Source organism: Pantoea sp. RIT-PI-b, from assembly GCF_001187905.1.
GTDB lineage: Bacteria > Pseudomonadota > Gammaproteobacteria > Enterobacterales > Enterobacteriaceae > Pantoea > Pantoea nemavictus.
Genome location: NZ_LGIS01000030.1, coordinates 1 through 18,393 on the forward strand (window position 1 = coordinate 1; position 18,393 = coordinate 18,393).

General features: G+C 53.9%; 16 protein-coding genes. 9 read left to right on the top strand and 7 right to left on the bottom strand.

Features of this window, described 5'->3' with window-relative positions; genetic code table 11:
* Positions 1 to 214: 214 nt before the first annotated feature.
* The 4 genes from fruA to AC790_RS19300 all read right to left on the bottom strand — a co-directional run bounded on the left by fruA (position 215) and on the right by AC790_RS19300 (position 4,528).
* Positions 215 to 1,912 carry a PTS fructose transporter subunit IIBC gene (gene fruA / locus AC790_RS19285; RefSeq protein WP_049852856.1) on the bottom strand — a complete coding sequence of 566 codons (1,698 nt, stop codon included), beginning with the start codon at positions 1,910 to 1,912 and terminating at the stop codon, positions 215 to 217.
* 16 nt (positions 1,913 to 1,928) lie between these two features.
* On the bottom strand, positions 1,929 to 2,867 hold the full coding sequence (gene fruK, locus AC790_RS19290) for a 1-phosphofructokinase (protein WP_049852857.1): 939 nt from the start codon (positions 2,865 to 2,867) through the stop codon (positions 1,929 to 1,931).
* Positions 2,864 to 3,994 (bottom strand): fused PTS fructose transporter subunit IIA/HPr protein, encoded by a 1,131-nt coding sequence (gene fruB, locus AC790_RS19295; protein WP_049852858.1) that lies wholly within the window; start codon positions 3,992 to 3,994, stop codon positions 2,864 to 2,866. The genes fruK and fruB overlap by 4 nt, the downstream gene beginning before the upstream one ends.
* A gap of 279 nt (positions 3,995 to 4,273) precedes the next feature.
* Positions 4,274 to 4,528 (bottom strand): zinc/iron-chelating domain-containing protein, encoded by a 255-nt coding sequence (locus tag AC790_RS19300; protein WP_049852859.1) that lies wholly within the window; start codon positions 4,526 to 4,528, stop codon positions 4,274 to 4,276.
* Between the two features lie 152 nt (positions 4,529 to 4,680).
* Between AC790_RS19300 and yeiP the strand changes: the two genes are divergently transcribed.
* The 9 genes from yeiP (at position 4,681) to yejF (ending at position 15,615) form a co-directional block, all read left to right on the top strand.
* Entirely contained in the window at positions 4,681 to 5,253 is a 573-nt protein-coding gene (gene yeiP, locus AC790_RS19305) for an elongation factor P-like protein YeiP (protein ID WP_007889466.1), read from the top strand.
* A gap of 106 nt (positions 5,254 to 5,359) precedes the next feature.
* On the top strand, positions 5,360 to 6,334 hold the full coding sequence (locus tag AC790_RS19310) for a GTP-binding protein (RefSeq protein WP_007889464.1): 975 nt from the start codon (positions 5,360 to 5,362) through the stop codon (positions 6,332 to 6,334).
* Positions 6,335 to 6,379: 45 nt separating this feature from the next.
* On the top strand, positions 6,380 to 7,087 hold the full coding sequence (locus tag AC790_RS19315; RefSeq protein ID WP_049852860.1) for a phosphatase PAP2 family protein: 708 nt from the start codon (positions 6,380 to 6,382) through the stop codon (positions 7,085 to 7,087).
* Positions 7,088 to 7,602: 515 nt separating this feature from the next.
* Positions 7,603 to 8,178, top strand: coding sequence for a bifunctional murein DD-endopeptidase/murein LD-carboxypeptidase (gene mepS / locus AC790_RS19320; protein ID WP_007889459.1), 576 nt, complete (start codon positions 7,603 to 7,605; stop codon positions 8,176 to 8,178).
* Between the two features lie 283 nt (positions 8,179 to 8,461).
* Entirely contained in the window at positions 8,462 to 10,027 is a 1,566-nt protein-coding gene (locus AC790_RS19325; protein WP_049852861.1) for a cyclic di-GMP phosphodiesterase, read from the top strand.
* 65 nt (positions 10,028 to 10,092) lie between these two features.
* A complete protein-coding gene (locus AC790_RS19330; protein WP_049852862.1) occupies positions 10,093 to 11,901 on the top strand; it encodes an extracellular solute-binding protein in 1,809 nt (602 codons plus the stop codon).
* 10 nt (positions 11,902 to 11,911) lie between these two features.
* Positions 11,912 to 13,003, top strand: coding sequence for a microcin C ABC transporter permease YejB (locus AC790_RS19335; protein WP_049852863.1), 1,092 nt, complete (start codon positions 11,912 to 11,914; stop codon positions 13,001 to 13,003).
* Positions 13,003 to 14,025 (top strand): ABC transporter permease, encoded by a 1,023-nt coding sequence (locus AC790_RS19340; RefSeq protein ID WP_049852864.1) that lies wholly within the window; start codon positions 13,003 to 13,005, stop codon positions 14,023 to 14,025. Before AC790_RS19335 ends, AC790_RS19340 begins: the two co-directional genes overlap by 1 nt.
* On the top strand, positions 14,026 to 15,615 hold the full coding sequence (gene yejF / locus AC790_RS19345) for a microcin C ABC transporter ATP-binding protein YejF (protein ID WP_049852865.1): 1,590 nt from the start codon (positions 14,026 to 14,028) through the stop codon (positions 15,613 to 15,615).
* Here yejF and AC790_RS19350 read toward each other — a convergent pair.
* From AC790_RS19350 to rsuA, 3 genes are all read right to left on the bottom strand, one after another.
* Entirely contained in the window at positions 15,609 to 15,935 is a 327-nt protein-coding gene (locus tag AC790_RS19350; RefSeq protein ID WP_036620898.1) for a hypothetical protein, read from the bottom strand. The genes yejF and AC790_RS19350 overlap by 7 nt on opposite strands.
* 390 nt (positions 15,936 to 16,325) lie before the next feature.
* Positions 16,326 to 17,519, bottom strand: a complete 1,194-nt coding sequence (locus AC790_RS19355) for a Bcr/CflA family multidrug efflux MFS transporter (RefSeq protein WP_049852866.1) — start codon at positions 17,517 to 17,519, stop codon at positions 16,326 to 16,328.
* A 12-nt stretch (positions 17,520 to 17,531) separates the two neighbouring features.
* Positions 17,532 to 18,254, bottom strand: coding sequence for a 16S rRNA pseudouridine(516) synthase RsuA (gene rsuA / locus AC790_RS19360; protein WP_007889439.1), 723 nt, complete (start codon positions 18,252 to 18,254; stop codon positions 17,532 to 17,534).
* Positions 18,255 to 18,393 lie beyond the last annotated feature (139 nt).

The window sequence follows — 18,393 nt, forward strand, 5'->3', positions numbered from 1 at the left end:
AACGCGATAAGGCAGGAACCGGACAGCGTGAGAGAACTGGATATTGAAGAGGCGCGGGCCGGGCTGGCCGGGAATTACAGGAATATCGTGTATGTGTATTAACAATATTCCTGGGGATCCCTCAGCCCTACGGGTTGATGTTTTTGGTTGGCATGAATGCCAACCATTAAACAAAAAAGGGAGCCGAGGCTCCCTTTTTCACGTCTGCGGATGATTACGCTGCTTTTACCAGCTCTTCTTCCGGACGTTTCAGAATCGCGTAGCCAAGACCCGCCACCGCAGTACCAATCACAATCGCCAGCAGGTAACCCAGCACTGGGGTAATCGCGCCTGGAATCAGCAGCACGAACAGACCACCGTGTGGTGCCATCAGTTTGGCGCCAATCGCCATCGAAATCGCACCGGTCACCGCACCGCCAATGATGCAGCATGGCAGCACACGCATGGGATCACGCGCGGCAAACGGAATCGCCCCTTCTGAGATGAAGCACAGACCCAATACCAGCGCCGCTTTGCCGCCCTCTTGCTGACCTTTGTTGAACTTACAACGCGCAACCAGCGTCGCCAAGCCCATCGCCAGCGGTGGCACCATGCCGGCGGCCATAATCGCTGCCATCGGCGCGTAGGTTTGCGAACTCAGCAGACCCACACCAAAGGCATAGGCAACTTTGTTCACCGGGCCACCCATATCGGTACACATCATGCCACCGAGGATTGCGCCCAGCAGAACCGCGTTCGCCGTGCCCATGTTGGCCAGCCAGGTTGTCAGGCCCGTCATGATGCCCGCCACCGGCTTACCGACCACGTAAATCATCAGCAGACCGGTGATTAAGCTCGCCACCAGCGGGATGATCAGAATCGGCTTCAACGCTTCCATACTTTGCGGCAGTTTGACTTTACTGCTGAGCATCTTCGCGGCGTAACCGGCAATGAAACCGGCGATGATGCCACCGAGGAAACCGGCGTTAATGCTGGTGGCGATCATGCCGCCAATCAGACCTGGCGTCAGGCCCGGACGGTCCGCAATTGAGAAGGCAATGAAGCCCGCCAGTACCGGAACCATCAGAGCGAAGGCGCTACCGCCGCCAATCTGCATCAACGCAGCGGCCAATGTACCCGGCTCTTTAAATGCGGTAATACCGAAAGCAAACGAGAGCGCGATGCTCAAACCACCAGCAACGACCATCGGCAGCATGTACGACACGCCGGTTAGCAGGTGACGATATGCACCGGCTTTCTCTTTGTTGTCGCCCTGGGCGCTGGCGGACTGATTGCCGCTCGGCTGATAGGTTTTCGCTTCTGCCTGGGCTTTGTCCAACTCCTGCGCGGTTTTCTTCAGCGCCAGACTGGTTGAGGTGCGATACATCGGCTTACCGGCAAACTTCGCCAGATCCACATCAATATCCGCCGCGACGATCACCAGATCGGCCGCCGCCACCTCTTCCGGTGTGATGGCGTTGCCCGCACCGACTGAACCGCGGGTTTCCACTTTCACCCACCAGCCACGCTTAGTGGCTTCGGCCTGAATAGCTTCTGCCGCCATAAAGGTGTGGGCAACGCCGGTTGGGCAGGCGGTGACTGCCACAATACGTTTCTGGCCACCGCTCTGCGCGGTAACCGGTACGGCGCCCGTTGTCGCCGCAGGTTGCCAGGTTTTGGCACTTGCTTTGGCCTGGTTGATCGCCGCCAGCGGATCGCGCAGCACTTGCTGCACATCCACCAGCGCCACAGACTTACCGGCCAACTGCGCATCATTCGGCGCATTATGACCAGCAACCAGCACCAGCTCAGCATCGGCAGCATTGTCGGTCAGCGTCAGTCCGGCCTGTGCGGCCGTGGCGCGTAAACGTTCCAGCGCCAGATGTCCTGATGCCAGCCCCAGTGAAGAATCTTTTATCAGCAGCGTTTTCATTATCGCTCTCCTGCTGTTAGTTAACGGGTTGTAAGTCGACGCGCGCCATCATCGCGGCCAACTGAGTACGATCTTTAACGCCAACATTGCTTTGACTGACGGCCATCGCCGCCACAGCCGTTGCCAGACGCAGCGTATGCTCGCTGGATTCACGCATCAGCAAACCGTAAATCAGGCCGCCGACCATGGAATCTCCGGCACCCACGGTGCTGACCACTTCGCAGGCAGGTGGTTTGGCGAGCCATTCACCGGAAGCATTCACCCACAGCGCACCTTCCGCACCGAGAGAAATCACCACGTGCGCAATGCCCTGCTCGCGCAGTTCATGGGCGGCACCAATGACGTCCTGCAACTCAGGCAGTTTGCGACCGGCCCAAATTTCCAGCTCGCGGCGATTCGGTTTTACCAACCAAGGCGCGGCTTTCAGACCGGCGACCAGCGCTTCGCGGCTGCTGTCGAAGATGATGCAAGGGCACAGCGTACGCAGATCGCTCATCCACTTGGTGAACGCTTCAGGCGCCACGCCGGCAGGCAAGCTGCCGCTGACGCACACCATGTCGAACTGGCCGAGCCAGGTGAGAGAATCCGCCGTGAAGCGATCCCAATCCTGGGCCGTCACTTCAAAGCCGGAGAAGTTCAGATCGGTCACATCGCCGTCTTTTTCTGTCAGCTTAACGTTGATACGTGTGCGGCCCTGCACCACCTGGAAACGGTTGGCAATGCCCAGCTCGCTGAACAGCTGCTGGAAGCCATCCTGGTTCTCTTTACCGAGGAAACCGCCGACCGTGACATCGATCCCCAAATCTTTCAGCACTTTAGCAACGTTGATGCCTTTGCCCGCGGCGTGCAGACCGGTAGTTTTCACCAGATTAACTTCACCATGCTCAATCTCTGGCGTGTAACCCACCAGATCGTAAGCCGGATTTAACGTAATAGTGGCGACACGACGGCTCATGCTACCCCCTCGCCGAGACCGGCATTGATCGCTTCTTCAATGGCGGTAAGCGCTTGCTGGGCATCTTCACCACTGGCAGTAAAGCGCAGGCGATGGCCTTTCTTCACGCCGAGCGCGACCACTTTCATCAGGCTACGGCCGTTGGCGGGCTTGCCGCTGCCGTCGAGGTTGGTCACGGTGATGTCACTGTTGAACTGTTTGATCACGGTAACCAGTGCGGTACCTGGACGCGCATGCAGACCATGCTCATTGCGGATGGTGAATTCAGCGGTCAGCTGTTCGGCAGCTTCATCCACTTCACTGGTCAGCAGCGCCAGAATCCCGGCGGCATCGGTCTTCAGCAGACGTTCAGCTTTGTTGGTCAGCAGCAGATTGCTTAAGTAGCCCAGCACTTCCAGCGGACGCTGATCGTTCGCTGCAACGGTCAGCAGCAGCGCGACGCTTTCGCCCTGATGCTGGAATGGCGCAGCGGCACGGCTTACCGCCACTGCGCTACCGAGGTTGCCGTTAGCGCTGTCGCTCAGCCAGATGCCTTGCCCAAGGCTTAACGGTGCATGGGAAACCACATCAGCAATAAATGCCGCATCGACCGCGCCTGCGGCTTGCAGGCGACCGGCGTTGAGCGCTTGTAAGGTGATTAAGTCGCTGGCTGCTACATCAACGGCAATCAGCGAGGTATCGAATTTGAATTCTGCCGCCTGATTCTCACCCATCAGCAGCGCACGCAGTTCTTCAGCCGATGCGGTTTTCAGCTGTTCAGCAATGCTGTCATCACTTAATACATGAGTGAGCTGACGCAGCAACGCGAGGTGTTCATCCGATTTGGCAGCAATACCGATAGCCACATACGCCGTTTGACCATCGCCCCACTCCACGCCCTGCGGGAACTGATAAACCTGCACGCCGGTTTTCAGTACCAGGTCGCGCGTCTCGGTGGTGCCGTGTGGAATGGCAATGCCGTTACCCAGAAAGGTGGTGGTTTGCTGTTCGCGCGCCAGCATGCCGTTAACGTAGCCTTCGCCGACATTACCCGCAGCGGTTAACGCAGCAGCAACCTGACGAATGGCCTCTTCTTTATTCTGTGCCTGAGCACCCGTATGAATGGCCTGAACTTCGAGCTGGAACATATCTCTCCTCGCTTGCTGTATTGAATCGTTTCAGCTATATGACAAAAAATTACGCTATGCAGCGCGGACTTAGCCGGAAGCACAACGCTGAAACGTTTCAGGGAATATGGTACAGCCGCGTACAGCAGGCAAGAAAATGCGCGATCTGAGTAGCAGATTTTTGATGTTCCGCACACTGCAAGTGGGATTTAGGATTTTTTCCGCCAGGCAGGCTGATGCTTTTGCTGTAACCCAATACCGCGTTAAGCCAAATTCTTCAGCATGGCGTCAGCTAACCGCTTAAGGCGCAGTCTCTGCTTCCAGTTTTAACAGAAAGGTCATGGCGCTTTCACGGCTGTTGCCGCACATTTCCGCGCTGGGCTGTAACCCCGCGCAGACTGCTGGACGCAGCGGAGAACCGAAGATTTTACAGCGCTGCTGCTCATCAAGCTGAACGCAACGCGTATTGGCCGGTTTGCCGTGCGGCATACCAGGAATGGGAGAAGATATTGAGGGGGCTGTGCAACAGGCACCGCACTGGTCACGACAAAACATCATGCGCTCCTGGAGAGAATTCGCGGCGACAATAACAGTCTGACGCCGCGAATGCCATGCATTGGCAACAATTTTACACCGCCTCACTTGCCAGTTTTTCACCGCGCGAGTAACGTGACGCGCATTAACCTTCCGTGAGCGAGAAAACCACTATGCCAAAGGCAAATGAGATAAAAAAAGGGATGGCTGTCACCTGGAACGGCAAACTGTTGCTGGTGAAAGACATTGATGTGCAAAGTCCAAGCGCACGCGGTGCCGCTACGCTCTACAAGATGCGTTTTACCGATGTCCGCACCGGCCTGAAAGTGGAAGAACGCTTCAAGGGCGACGACATTATTGACGCCATTTCGCTCAGCCGCCGTGCCGTTACCTTCTCTTATATAGATGGTGATGAGTATGTGTTTATGGATGACGAAGATTACACGCCGTATAACTTCAAAAAAGATCAAATCGAAGAAGAGCTGCTGTTTATTCCTGAAGGCGGCATTCCCGGTATTCAGGTGCTGACCATGGACGGCCAGGTGCTGGCACTGGAGCTGCCACAAACCGTCGACATGGAGATTGTTGATACTTCGCCCGGCATCAAAGGCGCATCCGCCAGCGCACGCTCTAAACCTGCCGGCATGAGCACCGGTTTGTCGATTCAGGTGCCTGAGTATCTCAGCAATGGCGATCGCATCCGCATTCATATTGCTGAACGTCGCTATATGGGCCGCGCTGACTAAGAAGAGTCTTCCGTCCGGCCGCTGGGGGTTGTTATAGTATAACAACGCCATACGCGCCGGATGTCACCTCCGCGCGTGATTTATCCTCTTTGTAAGGGAGCCCTTTGTGACGCGCGTAAACCTGATTACCGGATTTCTCGGCAGCGGGAAAACCACCACCCTACTGCATCTGTTAGCCAATAAGCCTGCCAACGAAAACTGGGCGATTCTGGTCAATGAATTTGGCGAAATTGGCATCGATGGCGCGCTGCTCGCCGATCGCGGTGCCACGCTCAAAGAGATTCCCGGTGGCTGCATGTGCTGCGTCAACGGCTTGCCGCTGCAAGTGGGCTTAAATATGCTGCTGAAGCAGGCGAAACCCGATCGCCTGATCATTGAACCTACCGGCCTTGGTCATCCCAAACAGCTGCTTAACATGTTGCGTGCCGCGGTTTATCAACCCTGGATTCAGGTGGATGCGACCTTAACGCTGCTCGATCCGCGCCAGTTAGCTGATGAGCGCGTGGTGGCGAATGAGAATTTCCGCGATCAGCTGGTAGCGGCAGATATCATCGTTGCCAATAAAAGCGATCGCTGGAGTGACGAAGATCGTCAGCGCTTACAGGCATGGCAGCAACAATTCCTCGGCGAACGCCAACTGGTGGAAGCGGCGTGGGGACAGATCGATCCCGCTCTGCTGACACAGCCGGCATTGGCGGATCGTGCGGTTCCCGATGCGGCACATCATCATCACTCTCCGCGTCCGCAAGGGTTGGCTGCGCTCAAATTAGAGGGTCAGGCACGCTGGCGCCGTGCGTTAAATGAAGGTCAGGGCTATGCTTCCTGTGGATGGATTTTTGATGGTGATACGGTGTTTGATACCATTGCCGCGCTAGAGTGGGCAAGGCTTGCGCCCGTTGATCGGGTGAAGGGCGTATTGCGCACTGCAGACGGGTTAGTCAACATCAATCGCCAGGGCGAAGATCTGTTTATTGAAACGCGCCCCACTACGCCGCCAGATAGCCGTATCGAATTGATCCATCATCAGCCGGCAGACTGGAATCTTTTGCAGGCGAGCTTGTTGAAGATTCGTTTAAATTAGATGCGTTAGGTTGCCACCGTTGTTTTCACTTTGAGCCTATTTTTTATGCGCGCTTCTCGATTAATCACCATCCTGCTGCTAAATGTGCTGGGAGTGATGCTGTTCCTTTCATGGTACCTGCCGCCGGATCACGGGTTCTGGTTTGGTATCGATAAAGCCATCTTTTATGGCTTTAATGATCAGATGGTTGATCATCACGGCTTCGCACTGTTGGTGGCCATTACTAACTTCCGCGGCTTCGATCTTGTTTCGCTGCTGGCAATGGGATTGCTGTATCTGTGGTTCTGGCGTCGCCAGACACCGCAGGGCCGCCGCCGCATGCTCGCCATTGGCATCACCATGCTGCTGAGCGCCGTAGTGCTGAATCAGCTTGGCCACTTGCTGCCGGTGCAACACTCCAGCCCAACGCTATTCTTTGAAAATGTGCATCGCGTGAGTGAACTGACCGGGATTCCGGCTAAAGATGCCTCCAAAGATAGCTTCCCTGGCGACCACGGCATGATGCTGATTATCTTCACCTGCTTTATGTGGCGCTATTTCGGCTTCCGTGCGTTTCTGGTGGGTTTGGTGATTACCGTGGTGTTCGCTCTGCCGCGCGTGATGGCTGGTGCGCACTGGTTTACTGATATCGCCGTGGGCTCGTTATCGGTGGTGCTGGTTGGCATGAGCTGGTGCCTGTTAACGCCGTTCAGCGACAAACTGGTTAATTGGCTCAATCGTTCGCTGCCGGGTAAATATAAGCCGCGCACGTAATTGTTAAGCGCGAGTGATCATAGAGCAATAACACGATCGCTCGCGCTTATTGAAAACGCCAATATATTATTAGCAGGCTAACATTATTCAGCTAAAAGAAAAGATTATGATACAAAATGCCTGACATTAGCCTTTTTCCTAAGCTGTCCAGCCAGAACCCTCTTAAAATCGGCCTTAACGCCAGAACACCCCCCTTATTGCAGCGCTATTTGGCTATTAAATCACTGCCTATTGTTGATAAACTAGCCATTGTGTTACAGATTGATTTCACATCGAAAAAACCTTTGAAAATTTATATAAAAGCACTCGCCACGCGGTCTGTAATCGGTTAACCTCAAATCCGATTAGTAAGCAACAGCATAAAATGCGGTGCTTAAAGCGACAAAAATGTGTGCATTAACACATTTTAGTAATTAAGGATTTGTCTTAGACGGCCGTACTTATTAATCTCAATCCGTTTTGTCATCTGGCTGACGACATTCTGTCGTAAAGGAACTCGAAGGAAAACACGTACAATGGTCAAGTCTCAACCAATTCTGAGATACCTCAGGCGGATCATTCCCGCAGTAGCTTTAGCAACGCTTTTATCAGCATGTAGCAGTACCCATAACGGTCAGAACGCGAACAACGAGAATCATGAAGTTAACAACCAGAATGGTTTTTTACTTCAAGCGTCTCAGGACGAATTTGAACAGATGGTGCAGAACGTGGACGTTAAGTCCCGCATCATGGAACAGTACAGTGACTGGAAAGGTGTCCGTTATCGCTTAGGCGGTGACACCAAACGCGGCATTGATTGTTCTGCTTTTGTTCAGCGCACCTTTCGCGAGCAGTTTGGTTTAGATTTGCCACGCTCAACGTCACAGCAGCAAGACACCGGCAAAGAGATTTCCCGCAATAAATTGCGCGCAGGTGACTTAGTGCTGTTCCGCGCCGGTTCTACCGGTCGCCACGTTGGCATTTATCTCGGCAACGATAACTTCGTCCACGCATCGACTAGCAGTGGCGTAATGATTTCCAATTTGAACGACAGTTATTGGAAAACACGTTATCGCGAAGCGCGTCGGGTTTTAGCTAAAAACCCAAGCTAACGTATTGCTTTGAAGATCCTCTCAGCCAGAGAATCAAAAAAACGCTGCCCCGGCAGCGTTTTTTTTTGCCTGCTGTTTTAACTCAAATCGAGCCTATAAAAAGTAATTGAGAATCAAAAATATAACGAGACTTTATTCGCGCTCTCGTTATATTCTCGTTGACTTCCTGATGCCCAAACATTGCGCTGCAGACACCGTTGTTAACCGGGCTGCCGGATGAAAGTGGGTAGTGACCAAAACGATAAACATAATAATAAATGGCAAGACAAGGGGAATACACTCCATGCCACTGTCGGGGAAATTAAAACGTCACGCGAGCTATTCACGCCGCATCGCCTGGAGTAGCGTGATTATTGGCGCCGTCTTCTTTCTGCTTTTTGTCATCGTTCTATTAACGCTTACCTGGCAAAAACGCGTACAGCAACATGAACAGCTGCTGGCCCATAGCCGCGACGATTTACAACAGGTGATCACCAGCCTGATGGATACGCTCTATCCACTGCAACAATACCCCCAATTGTCATGTAGCAGCGTCAGTCGTGAGCTCACTTCGCGTGCCGCCTTCGCCGGTAACCTTCGCGCTATCCTGTTAGTACGTAATGGTAATGCCTACTGTTCATCGGCAACCGGCGCTTTTCTGCTGGCTGCCAGCGCTATCTCTCCTGAATCTGAACTGGAACGCGATCGTGATATGCGCCTGCTGGAAGGCACGCCATTGCTGCCAACCAAACCGGCGCTGGCGCTATGGATGAAAACGCCAGGTGCGGCGGAAACCGGTATTCTCGCCACCATGAACATTAGCCTGACGCCTTATCAGTTGCTGGCTTCTTATCATCCAGAAATCACCGGCATGGCGCTGGTCATCGGTAATAAAGCTTTGTTAAGCGGCAGCAATCAGGTAGTTAACGTCCGTGATTTACCGACCCCGCTGCAGGAAATGGCATTCAACAATGGCGCCCTGCACTTTTTGCTGTTTGGCACGACGTTAGCGCCGCGCGATTACTCCCTCACGTTAATGACCGCTGTACTGTTCGCTTTGCTGGTTACTGCGGCTAGCTGGTTATTGCTGACCCGACATCAGCGCCCTGGCAAAGAGATCATGCAGGGCATCAAACGTGGCCAGTTCCATGTTGAATATCAACCCCTTGTCACCGCACACGATGGCCAGCCGTATGGCGTTGAGGCACTATTACGCTGGACGCATCCTACCGAAGGTATGATCCCGCCCGATGTGTTTATCGGTTACGCGGAAGCGCAGAATCTGATTATTCCGCTTACTCAGCATCTGTTTAGGCTGGTCGTGCGCGATGCTCAGTTTCTCTACACCCAGTTGCCGCAAGGTACGCGCATGAGCCTGAATCTTTCACCTCTGCATCTTGCCTCGGAAAGCTTCCGCGATGATGTGCAGCTGTGGATTAACGCCATGCCCGCCGACCACTTCAACTACGTGTTTGAAATTACCGAGCGCACCATGGTTGGCGAGAAGAATGCCGGCGAGATTTTCGCCTGGCTGCATGAAAACAATTTCAAGATTGCGATTGATGACTTTGGCACTGGTCACAGTGCATTAATCTATCTGGAAAAATATCCGTTCGATTACCTGAAAATTGATCGCGGTTTTGTGCAAAGCATTGGCACGGAAACCGTTACGTCACCGGTATTGGATGCGGTGCTGCTGCTGGCAAAGAAGCTCAATTTGAAAACCGTGGCCGAAGGCGTAGAGACCGGCGATCAGGCGGCGTGGCTGGTGAATCGTGGCGTGACTCATTTGCAGGGCTATCTGTTTAGTCGACCGCTACGACCAGAAAGTCTGGTCAGCTATTATCAACGCCAACGTGCGCTGAGTTAACATCACGCGAACCCCATGAAACTGCTACCATAAAGTGCGGAACACCACAGGAGATCGCCCCACTTATGCTGCTGCGTTTTGTCACAGCGTTGTTGCTTTGTAGCGCCATTACGCCGCTGCATGCCGCAACCATCAACGAAAGCTATGCCTTCGCGAAGCTGGGCGAGCCGAAATATGCGGTGAATTTTACCCATTACGATTACGCCAATCCTGCTGCGCCAAAAGGCGGCAAGATGACTTTGGCGGTGGTCGGCACATATGACAACTTCAATCGTTTCGCCTCACGCGGCAATCCCGGCATTGGCACCGATACCTTGTATGACGGCCTGTTTACCACGTCGGATGATGAACCTGGCAGCTACTACCCGCTGATCGCCGAATCGGCGCGCTATCCAGACGACTATCGCTGGATGGAAGTATCGATCAATCCCCATGCTCAGTTTCAGGACGGAACGCCCATCACAGCCCAGGATGTCGCTTTCACCTTCCAGAAATTTATGACTGAAGGCGTGCCGCAGTTTCGCGTGGCATTTCGCGACGTAAAAGTTAAAGCGCTTAATCGCCTTACGGTGCGCATTGACGTGCCGAAAGCGGATAAAGATCGAATTCTCAGCTGGCTGACGCTGCCGGTATTGCCAGAGAAGTTCTGGCAAAACAAGAAGTTTAATGAGCCGATTGGTTATCCACCGCTGGCCAGCGGGCCTTATCGCGTTACGTCGTACAAATCAGGTCAGTTTATTCAGTACAGCCGGGTAAAGGATTACTGGGCCGCCAATCTGCCAGTAAACCGCGGGCGCTTTAATTTCGACACGCTGCGCTACGACTATTACCTCGATGACAATGTGGCGTTCGAGGCCTTCAAAGCAGGCGCTTACGATTTACGCGAAGAGAGTTCGGCAAAGAAATGGGCCACACAATATCGCGGCCGCAACTTTGATAGCCACGCCATCGTCAAATCGACCATCCCCAACACCGTTTCCACCGATACGCGCTGGCTGGCCTTCAACAACGAGAAGCCACTGTTCGCCGATCGTCGCGTGCGGGAAGCCATTACGCTGGCCTTTGATTTTGAATGGATGAACAAAGCCCTGTTCTACGGAGCCTACAAGCGCACCAACAGCTATTTCCAGAATACCGACTATGCGGCGCAAGGCTATCCCAAGGCCGAACAGCTAATCTTACTGGCGCCTTACAAAGCCCAGCTACCGCCTGAAGTGTTCAACAATCAATATGCTCCGCCGCGTTCAGACGGCAGCGGTTTCGATCGTGGCAACTTATTGAAAGCCATGAATTTGCTCAAAGAAGCCGGCTGGCAGATTAAAAATCAGCAGTTAGTCAACGTTAAAACCGGTCAACCATTCCGCTTTGAACTGCTAATGCGCAGCGGCACACAGAATGACTGGGCGCTGCCGTTCCAGCACAGCCTTGAACGACTGGGCATACAAGTTTCGCTGCGCCAGATTGACAGCTCGCAATATTTGCGGCGCTTACGCGAAGGTGACTACGACATGATTCCGTCACTCTATTATGCGATGCCGTGGCCTTCTACCAGCTTGCGCACTATCTGGCAGTCGGAGTTTATTAACTCTTCCTGGAATACGCCGCGGGTGAAAGATCCGATCGTCGACCATTTTGTTCAGCAGATCGTTGAGCATCAGGGCGACGAAAAAGCCTTGCTGCCGCTCGGCCAGGCACTGGATCGCATCCTATTGTGGAATGCCTACATGATCCCGATGTGGTACAGCGCCGAAGATCGCATGGCGTACTGGGATAAATTTTCCCATCCCGAGATTAAACCCGCGTTCGCTACTGGTCTGGAAAACTGGTGGTACGATGTGAACAAAGCCGGACGATTGCCGGCCGATCGACGCTGAGGAGCACGGTTTGGCAGCCTATTTTCTACGCAGGTTACTGCTGATCATCCCCACTTTGTGGGCGATCATCACCCTGAACTTTTTTATTGTGCAGATCGCACCAGGCGGGCCGGTCGATCAGGCGTTAGCCAACGTGCAATTTGGCCACAGCACCGGTATTCCCGGCTCTGGCGGCGGTGACAGCGGCGCGCGCGGAGCCTTGCTGCGTGACAATCCCGGTGATAGTCAATATCGCGGTGCACGCGGCCTCGATCCGGAAGTGATCGCTGAGATTAAACATCGTTACGGCTTCGATAAACCGTTACTGCAGCGTTATGGCGAGATGCTGTGGAATTACATCCGTTTCGATTTTGGCGATAGCCTGTTCCGCAGTGCCTCGGTGCTGCAGCTGATCAAAGAGAGTTTGCCGGTCTCGATAAGTCTTGGATTGTGGAGCACGATAATTATTTATCTGGTATCGATTCCGCTCGGCATTAAAAAGGCGGTACGCAACGGCAGCCCCTTCGATATATGGAGCAGCATCTTTATTATCATCGGTAATTCTATTCCAGCATTTCTGTTCGGCATCATGCTGATTGTCCTGTTCGCGGGCGGCAGCTATTTCGACTGGTTCCCACTGCGCGGCCTGACCTCTCCGCAGTTTGATACGCTGCCCTGGTATAGCAAAATCACCGACTATCTCTGGCACATTACGCTGCCGGTGCTGGCCACGGTGATTGGCGGTTTCGCCACGCTGACCATGCTCACCAAAAACTCGTTTCTCGATGAGATTCGTAAACAATATGTGGTCACCGCGCGTGCAAAAGGGTTGGATGAGAAGCGGGTGCTGTACGGTCACGTGTTCCGTAATGCCATGCTGCTGGTGATTGCCGGCTTCCCCGCCACCTTTATCAGCATGTTTTTCACCAGTTCGGTGTTGATTGAGGTGATGTTCTCACTCAACGGTATGGGCCTGCTCGGCTATGACGCCACCATTCAGCGCGATTATCCGGTGATGTTCGGCACGCTGTATATTTTCACGCTAATTGGTCTGCTCATGAACATTCTCAGCGATCTCACCTACACGCTGGTCGATCCGCGCATTGATTTTGAGGGACGCTGATGCGTTTATCTCCTGTAAACCAGCAGCGCTGGCAGCGTTTTCGTCATAACCGCCGTGGTTACTGGTCGCTGTGGATTTTCCTGATCATTTTTGTCCTATCACTGGGTGCCGAGTTGCTGGCCAACGACAAACCACTGCTGGTGCACTATCAGCAACGCTGGTATATGCCGCTGTTGTTCAACTACAGCGAAAGTGATTACGGCGGCGATTTCGCCACGCCCGCTGACTATCAGGATCCGTGGCTGAAACAGCGCATTGCTCAGCAAGGTTGGGCGATTTGGGCACCGATTCGCTTTGGTGATAGCACCATCAATTTCGCCACCGATGTGCCCTTCCCTTCCCCGCCTTCCATGCAAAACTGGCTGGGTACCGATGCCAACGGCGGTGATGTGCTGGCGCGTTTGCTGTATGGCACGCGCATCTCACTGCTGTTTGGCATTCTGTTAACGCTGTTTTCCAGTGTGATTGGCATCGTGGTGGGGGCAGTACAGGGCTATTTTGGTGGACTCATTGATCTGATCGGCCAGCGCCTGATAGAAGTGTGGTCCGGCATGCCTTCACTGTTCTTGCTGATTCTACTATCCAGCGTGATTCAGCCCAATTTCTGGTGGCTGCTGCTGGTCACGGTGGTGTTTGGCTGGATGAGTCTGGTAAGCGTGGTGCGCGCCGAATTTCTGCGCACGCGTAATTATGATAATATTCGTGCCGCACGTGCGCTTGGCGTTAGCGACAGCCGCATTATGCTGCGTCACATGCTGCCCAACGCCATGGTGGCAACGCTGACGTTTCTACCCTTTATTCTCTGCGCTTCAATCACCACCCTGACATCGCTGGATTTCCTCGGCTTTGGATTGCCGATCGGATCGCCGTCACTGGGTGAGCTGCTGCTGCAGGGGAAAAATAATTTACAGGCACCGTGGTTAGGCCTTGCCGGCTTTTTTGCCCTCGCTCTGCTGCTGTCGCTACTGATTTTTATTGGCGAAGCGGTACGCGATGCCTTTGACCCGAGTCGAGGACGCTAAATGAGCCTGTTAACGGTAAATCATCTGGCGGTGACCTTTCAGGATCGCTGCGTGGTGGAAGACATTTCGCTGCAGATCGATCCCGGTGAAACGCTGGCGCTGGTGGGCGAATCCGGATCCGGTAAGAGCGTGACCGCGCTGTCGATCATGCGCTTATTGCCGCAGCCGCCGGTCAACTATCCGCACGGCGAAATTCTGTTCAACGGCCAGGATATTTTGCAGGCCAGCGAACGCACGATGCGCGGACTGCGTGGCAACCAGATGGCGATGATTTTTCAGGAACCGATGGTATCGCTCAATCCGTTGCATAACGTGGAAAAGCAGCTGTACGAAGTGCTGTCGGTGCATCGCGGTATGCGGCGCGAAGCGGCACGCGGAGAGATGCTGAGCTGCCTCGATCGTGTTGGCATCCGTAATGCGGCATCGCGTCTGCAAGATTTTCCACACCAGCTTTCCGGCGGCGAACGCCAGCGCGTGATGATCGCCATGGCGCTGCTCACCCAGCCAAAGCTGCTGATCGCCGATGAGCCGACCACCGCACTGGATGTCACGGTTCAGGCGCAGATTCTGCAACTGCTGCGCGAACTGCAGCGTGAACTGAACATGGGCATGTTGTTCATCACACATAACCTGAATATTGTGCGTCAGCTGGCGCATAGCGTCACCGTGATGCGCAATGGACGCGGCATCGAACACAACCGCTGTGATTTACTGTTAAGCCAGCCGCAGCAGCCGTACACGCGTGAATTACTGGCCGCCGAGCCGGATGGCCAGCCGGTGCCCCTAAGCGATGCACCACCGCTGCTGCAGGTGAAAAACTTGCAGGTCGGTTTCCCGATCCGTCGTGGATTGCTACGGCGAACCGTGGCGGAAAAGATAGCGCTACAAGATCTCAGCTTTACCCTGCGTCGCGGAGAAAGTCTCGGGCTGGTGGGGGAATCGGGTTCTGGAAAAAGCACCACCGGACTGGCACTGCTGCGTTTGATCGCTGCGCGCGGTGAGATTTGGTTTGAGGATCAGCCGCTGCATCAGCTGTCACCGAAACAATTGTTGCCGCTGCGTCAGCGCATTCAGGTGGTGTTTCAGGATCCAAATTCGTCGCTCAATCCGCGGATGACGGTGCAACAAGTGATTGCCGAAGGGTTGGCGGTACATCGCCCTGAATTGAGCCCTGCCGAGCAGGAAGCCAGAGTAATTGCGGTGATGCAGGAAGTAGGACTTGATGCCGACAGCCGTTCGCGCTATCCGGCAGAATTTTCAGGCGGTCAGCGCCAGCGCATTGCTATCGCCCGTGCGCTGATTCTCGAACCGCAGCTGATCGTGCTGGATGAACCCACATCCTCGCTGGATCGCTCAGTGCAAAAGCAAATTCTCACCCTGCTGCGCCGCTTACAGCAGCAGCACCAGTTAGCTTATCTGTTTATTAGCCATGATTTACAGGTGGTGCGCGCGCTGTGTCACCAGCTGATTGTGCTGCGTGAGGGCGAGGTGGTGGAACAAGGTGACTGCGATACGTTGTTCAACGCACCAATAGCCGACTATACGCGTCAGCTATTGGCGTCCGCTCAGGGGAAAGATCTCAGTCAGTGACCGTCGAAAGTTTCGGCAATGGCGACACCCTGATTTTTCAGGCAGCAGTTAGTCGCGCTTTCATCATCGCGTTGAATCAGCAGACAAGGCTGCCCTTCACACTCAGCGATTTTGCACTCGACCTGAATCTGCGCCAGCGTTTCTTGCAGCTGGTGCAGAATTTCCAGCGCCGGATGACCATCGTGGCTAAGCAGACGCAGCACCACCAGATCTCCAGCATGAACGCCATCCGCAGTTTCCTGACGCTCAATTTCACCCGCATGTTCAACTGACCAGCGATAATGTTGTGGCAAGCGATGCACAACAGAAAGTTGCAGCATAGTTATACGGTCCCCAGAGACGTTAACTTTATTCACGACGACGGCACAACGCAGTGAATCCCAACCTGGTTAGCTCAGAATATGGACGTGGTTTGCCTTATTTTTTTAAACACCAAGCGTGTAGCCAATTGATAATTTGCGAGGCTTCTCACATTTATGCTTATGTTTACCGTGTTCAGCGGCTGTTAACAATCATTTTAGACGCAATCTCGTTACTTTTTTATCTCTAAATTTTCACATTATGGAAACATTAAGCATAACGAATGAATGGGGATTAGCGAGTAGCGGGTAGGAATTTGTTCAGAGGGCGGGTCGCCATAAATGGCGACCCTACGAAAAAGTGTTGGATTTCATCAACGTAGGATCGAATTGTATCTCGACCGGTAGATCTTATGCCGAATGATGCGGGCGTGAAGCGTATGTAAACAGCACAATCGAAACGGTGGCACACAGTGCGATAGTGGCCACCATCGGCCAGGCACTGTTAATGCTCACCAATGACAGCAGTGCGCCGACCAATGCGCCCACGCCAAAGCGCAGCGTGCCAGCCAATGATGAAGCGGTGCCGGCCATATGCGGGAACTCATCAAGAATCACCGCCATCGCATTCGACGATACCGTCGATACGCAACCGATAAACATCGCTACGCCAAACACCAGCGACAGGAAGTCGAGATCCAGCGCACTGGAGATCAGCAGCCAAACGCCCATCACGAACTGGATCACTAATCCAAGACGGAACATTTTCAGCGGACCAAAGCGGCGCACCGCGCGGCTGTTAATCAACGTCATCACGAATAAAAACACCACGTTCAGACCAAAGTAGTAGCCGAAGTTTTGCGGCGAGACGTGATTGACTTCGATATACACGAATGGGCCGGCGTTGAGGAAGGTGAACAAACCCGCAAAGGAGAAACCGCTCGCCAGCATGTAACTAAAGGCGCGCTTATGGCGCACTAACGCCACGAAGTTACCCAAGGTAGTGCGCAAATGGAAACGCTGGCGCTGCTCGGGCTTCAACGTTTCACGTATTTGCGTCACCACCAGCACGGTGGTGATGAGCGCGGCGCCGGCTAGCGTCCAGAAGATGGCGTGCCAGTTCCACAGCAGCAGCAGCCAACCGCCAATGATCGGCGCCAGCAGCGGTGCAATGGTGGTGACCAGCATGACGAATGACATCATGCGCGAGAAGTCCTCTTTCGAGTAGGTATCGCGCATCAGGGCGTTGATCACCACGCTGGCCGCGGCGGCCGACAAGCCGTGCAGGAAGCGCATAAAGATCAGTTGATCGATGGTTTGGGACAGCGCACAAGCGGCGGCGGCACAGGCAAAGATCAGCGTTCCCAGCACAATCACCGGTTTACGTCCGTAGCTATCCGCCAACGGACCGTATACCAACTGGCCAATGGCAAAGCCAAGGATGTAAAGGTTGAGCGTCATCTGCACGCTGCCCGCCGATACCGCGAATTCGCGGGCGATTTGCGGCATAGCTGGCAGATACATATCGATGGAGAGCGGCATCAGCATCGCCAGCAATCCGAGAATAACCACTAAACCGACCGGTGAATTCTTTTCCTTGCGCACCGCGTTCTCCCGCTATTTACGTTGTTTGAGTTCTTCTGGCAGGCCGATGCTGTCGACCTCTTGCTGGGTCAGTTCGCGATATTCACCTTCACCGAGATCGTCGTCCAATTCGATGTCACCAATGCGTTCGCGATGCAGCGCCGATACATGGTTACCCATCGCAGCAAACATGCGTTTAACCTGATGGTAGCGCCCTTCACTGATCGTCAGACGGGCAGCCTTCTCATCCAGAATCTCCAGCACGGCCGGTTTGGTCAGATCTTTTTCATTGTGCAGCTGTACGCCCGCAGCGAACTTCTCAACCAGCGCAGGATCGATTGGCTCTTCCACTTCCACCAGATAGGTTTTTTCCAGATGATGCTTCGGCGAAGTAATGCGGTGCGACCATTGACCATCATCGGTTAGCAGCACTAAACCGGTAGTATCGATATCCAGACGTCCCGCGGCATGCAGCTTGAACGCCGCCGGCTCCTCAATGAAGAACAGCACGGTGGGATGATCGGGATCGTCGGTTGAACAGACGTAACCCTGCGGCTTGTTCAGCATGAAATAGCGCGGGCCTTGCTGCACCACCAGCGGATTGCCGTCGTATTCGACTTCATCATCTGGCAATACTTTGTAAGCCGCATCGCGGACCACTTCGCCATTGATGGTGACTTTTTTGGCGCGGATTTCGCGTCCAGCGATAGCACGGCTGACTTCCAGCTGCTGAGATATGAATTTTTCGAGTCGCATGAATTCGTTTTGCCTGTTACTGCGGGGAAACTGAAACGGTGTTTTGTCCCTGGATAAGGTGTGGGCAGTATAGCTGGAACCCGCTGCGGCTAACAGAGGCGATCCTGCGTTTAGGCGGCTTTCATGCCATAATGCGCGT

Coding starts and splice junctions, on each gene's coding strand:
- AC790_RS19300 (WP_049852859.1), bottom strand. CDS start 4,528: ATGTTTTGTCGTGACCAGTGCGGTGCCTGTTGCACAGCCCCCTCAATA.
- fruB (WP_049852858.1), bottom strand. CDS start 3,994: ATGTTCCAGCTCGAAGTTCAGGCCATTCATACGGGTGCTCAGGCACAG.
- fruK (WP_049852857.1), bottom strand. CDS start 2,867: ATGAGCCGTCGTGTCGCCACTATTACGTTAAATCCGGCTTACGATCTG.
- yejF (WP_049852865.1), top strand. CDS start 14,026: ATGAGCCTGTTAACGGTAAATCATCTGGCGGTGACCTTTCAGGATCGC.
- AC790_RS19340 (WP_049852864.1), top strand. CDS start 13,003: ATGCGTTTATCTCCTGTAAACCAGCAGCGCTGGCAGCGTTTTCGTCAT.
- rsuA (WP_007889439.1), bottom strand. CDS start 18,254: ATGCGACTCGAAAAATTCATATCTCAGCAGCTGGAAGTCAGCCGTGCT.
- fruA (WP_049852856.1), bottom strand. CDS start 1,912: ATGAAAACGCTGCTGATAAAAGATTCTTCACTGGGGCTGGCATCAGGA.
- AC790_RS19315 (WP_049852860.1), top strand. CDS start 6,380: ATGCGCGCTTCTCGATTAATCACCATCCTGCTGCTAAATGTGCTGGGA.
- AC790_RS19350 (WP_036620898.1), bottom strand. CDS start 15,935: ATGCTGCAACTTTCTGTTGTGCATCGCTTGCCACAACATTATCGCTGG.
- AC790_RS19330 (WP_049852862.1), top strand. CDS start 10,093: ATGCTGCTGCGTTTTGTCACAGCGTTGTTGCTTTGTAGCGCCATTACG.
- AC790_RS19325 (WP_049852861.1), top strand. CDS start 8,462: ATGCCACTGTCGGGGAAATTAAAACGTCACGCGAGCTATTCACGCCGC.
- mepS (WP_007889459.1), top strand. CDS start 7,603: ATGGTCAAGTCTCAACCAATTCTGAGATACCTCAGGCGGATCATTCCC.
- yeiP (WP_007889466.1), top strand. CDS start 4,681: ATGCCAAAGGCAAATGAGATAAAAAAAGGGATGGCTGTCACCTGGAAC.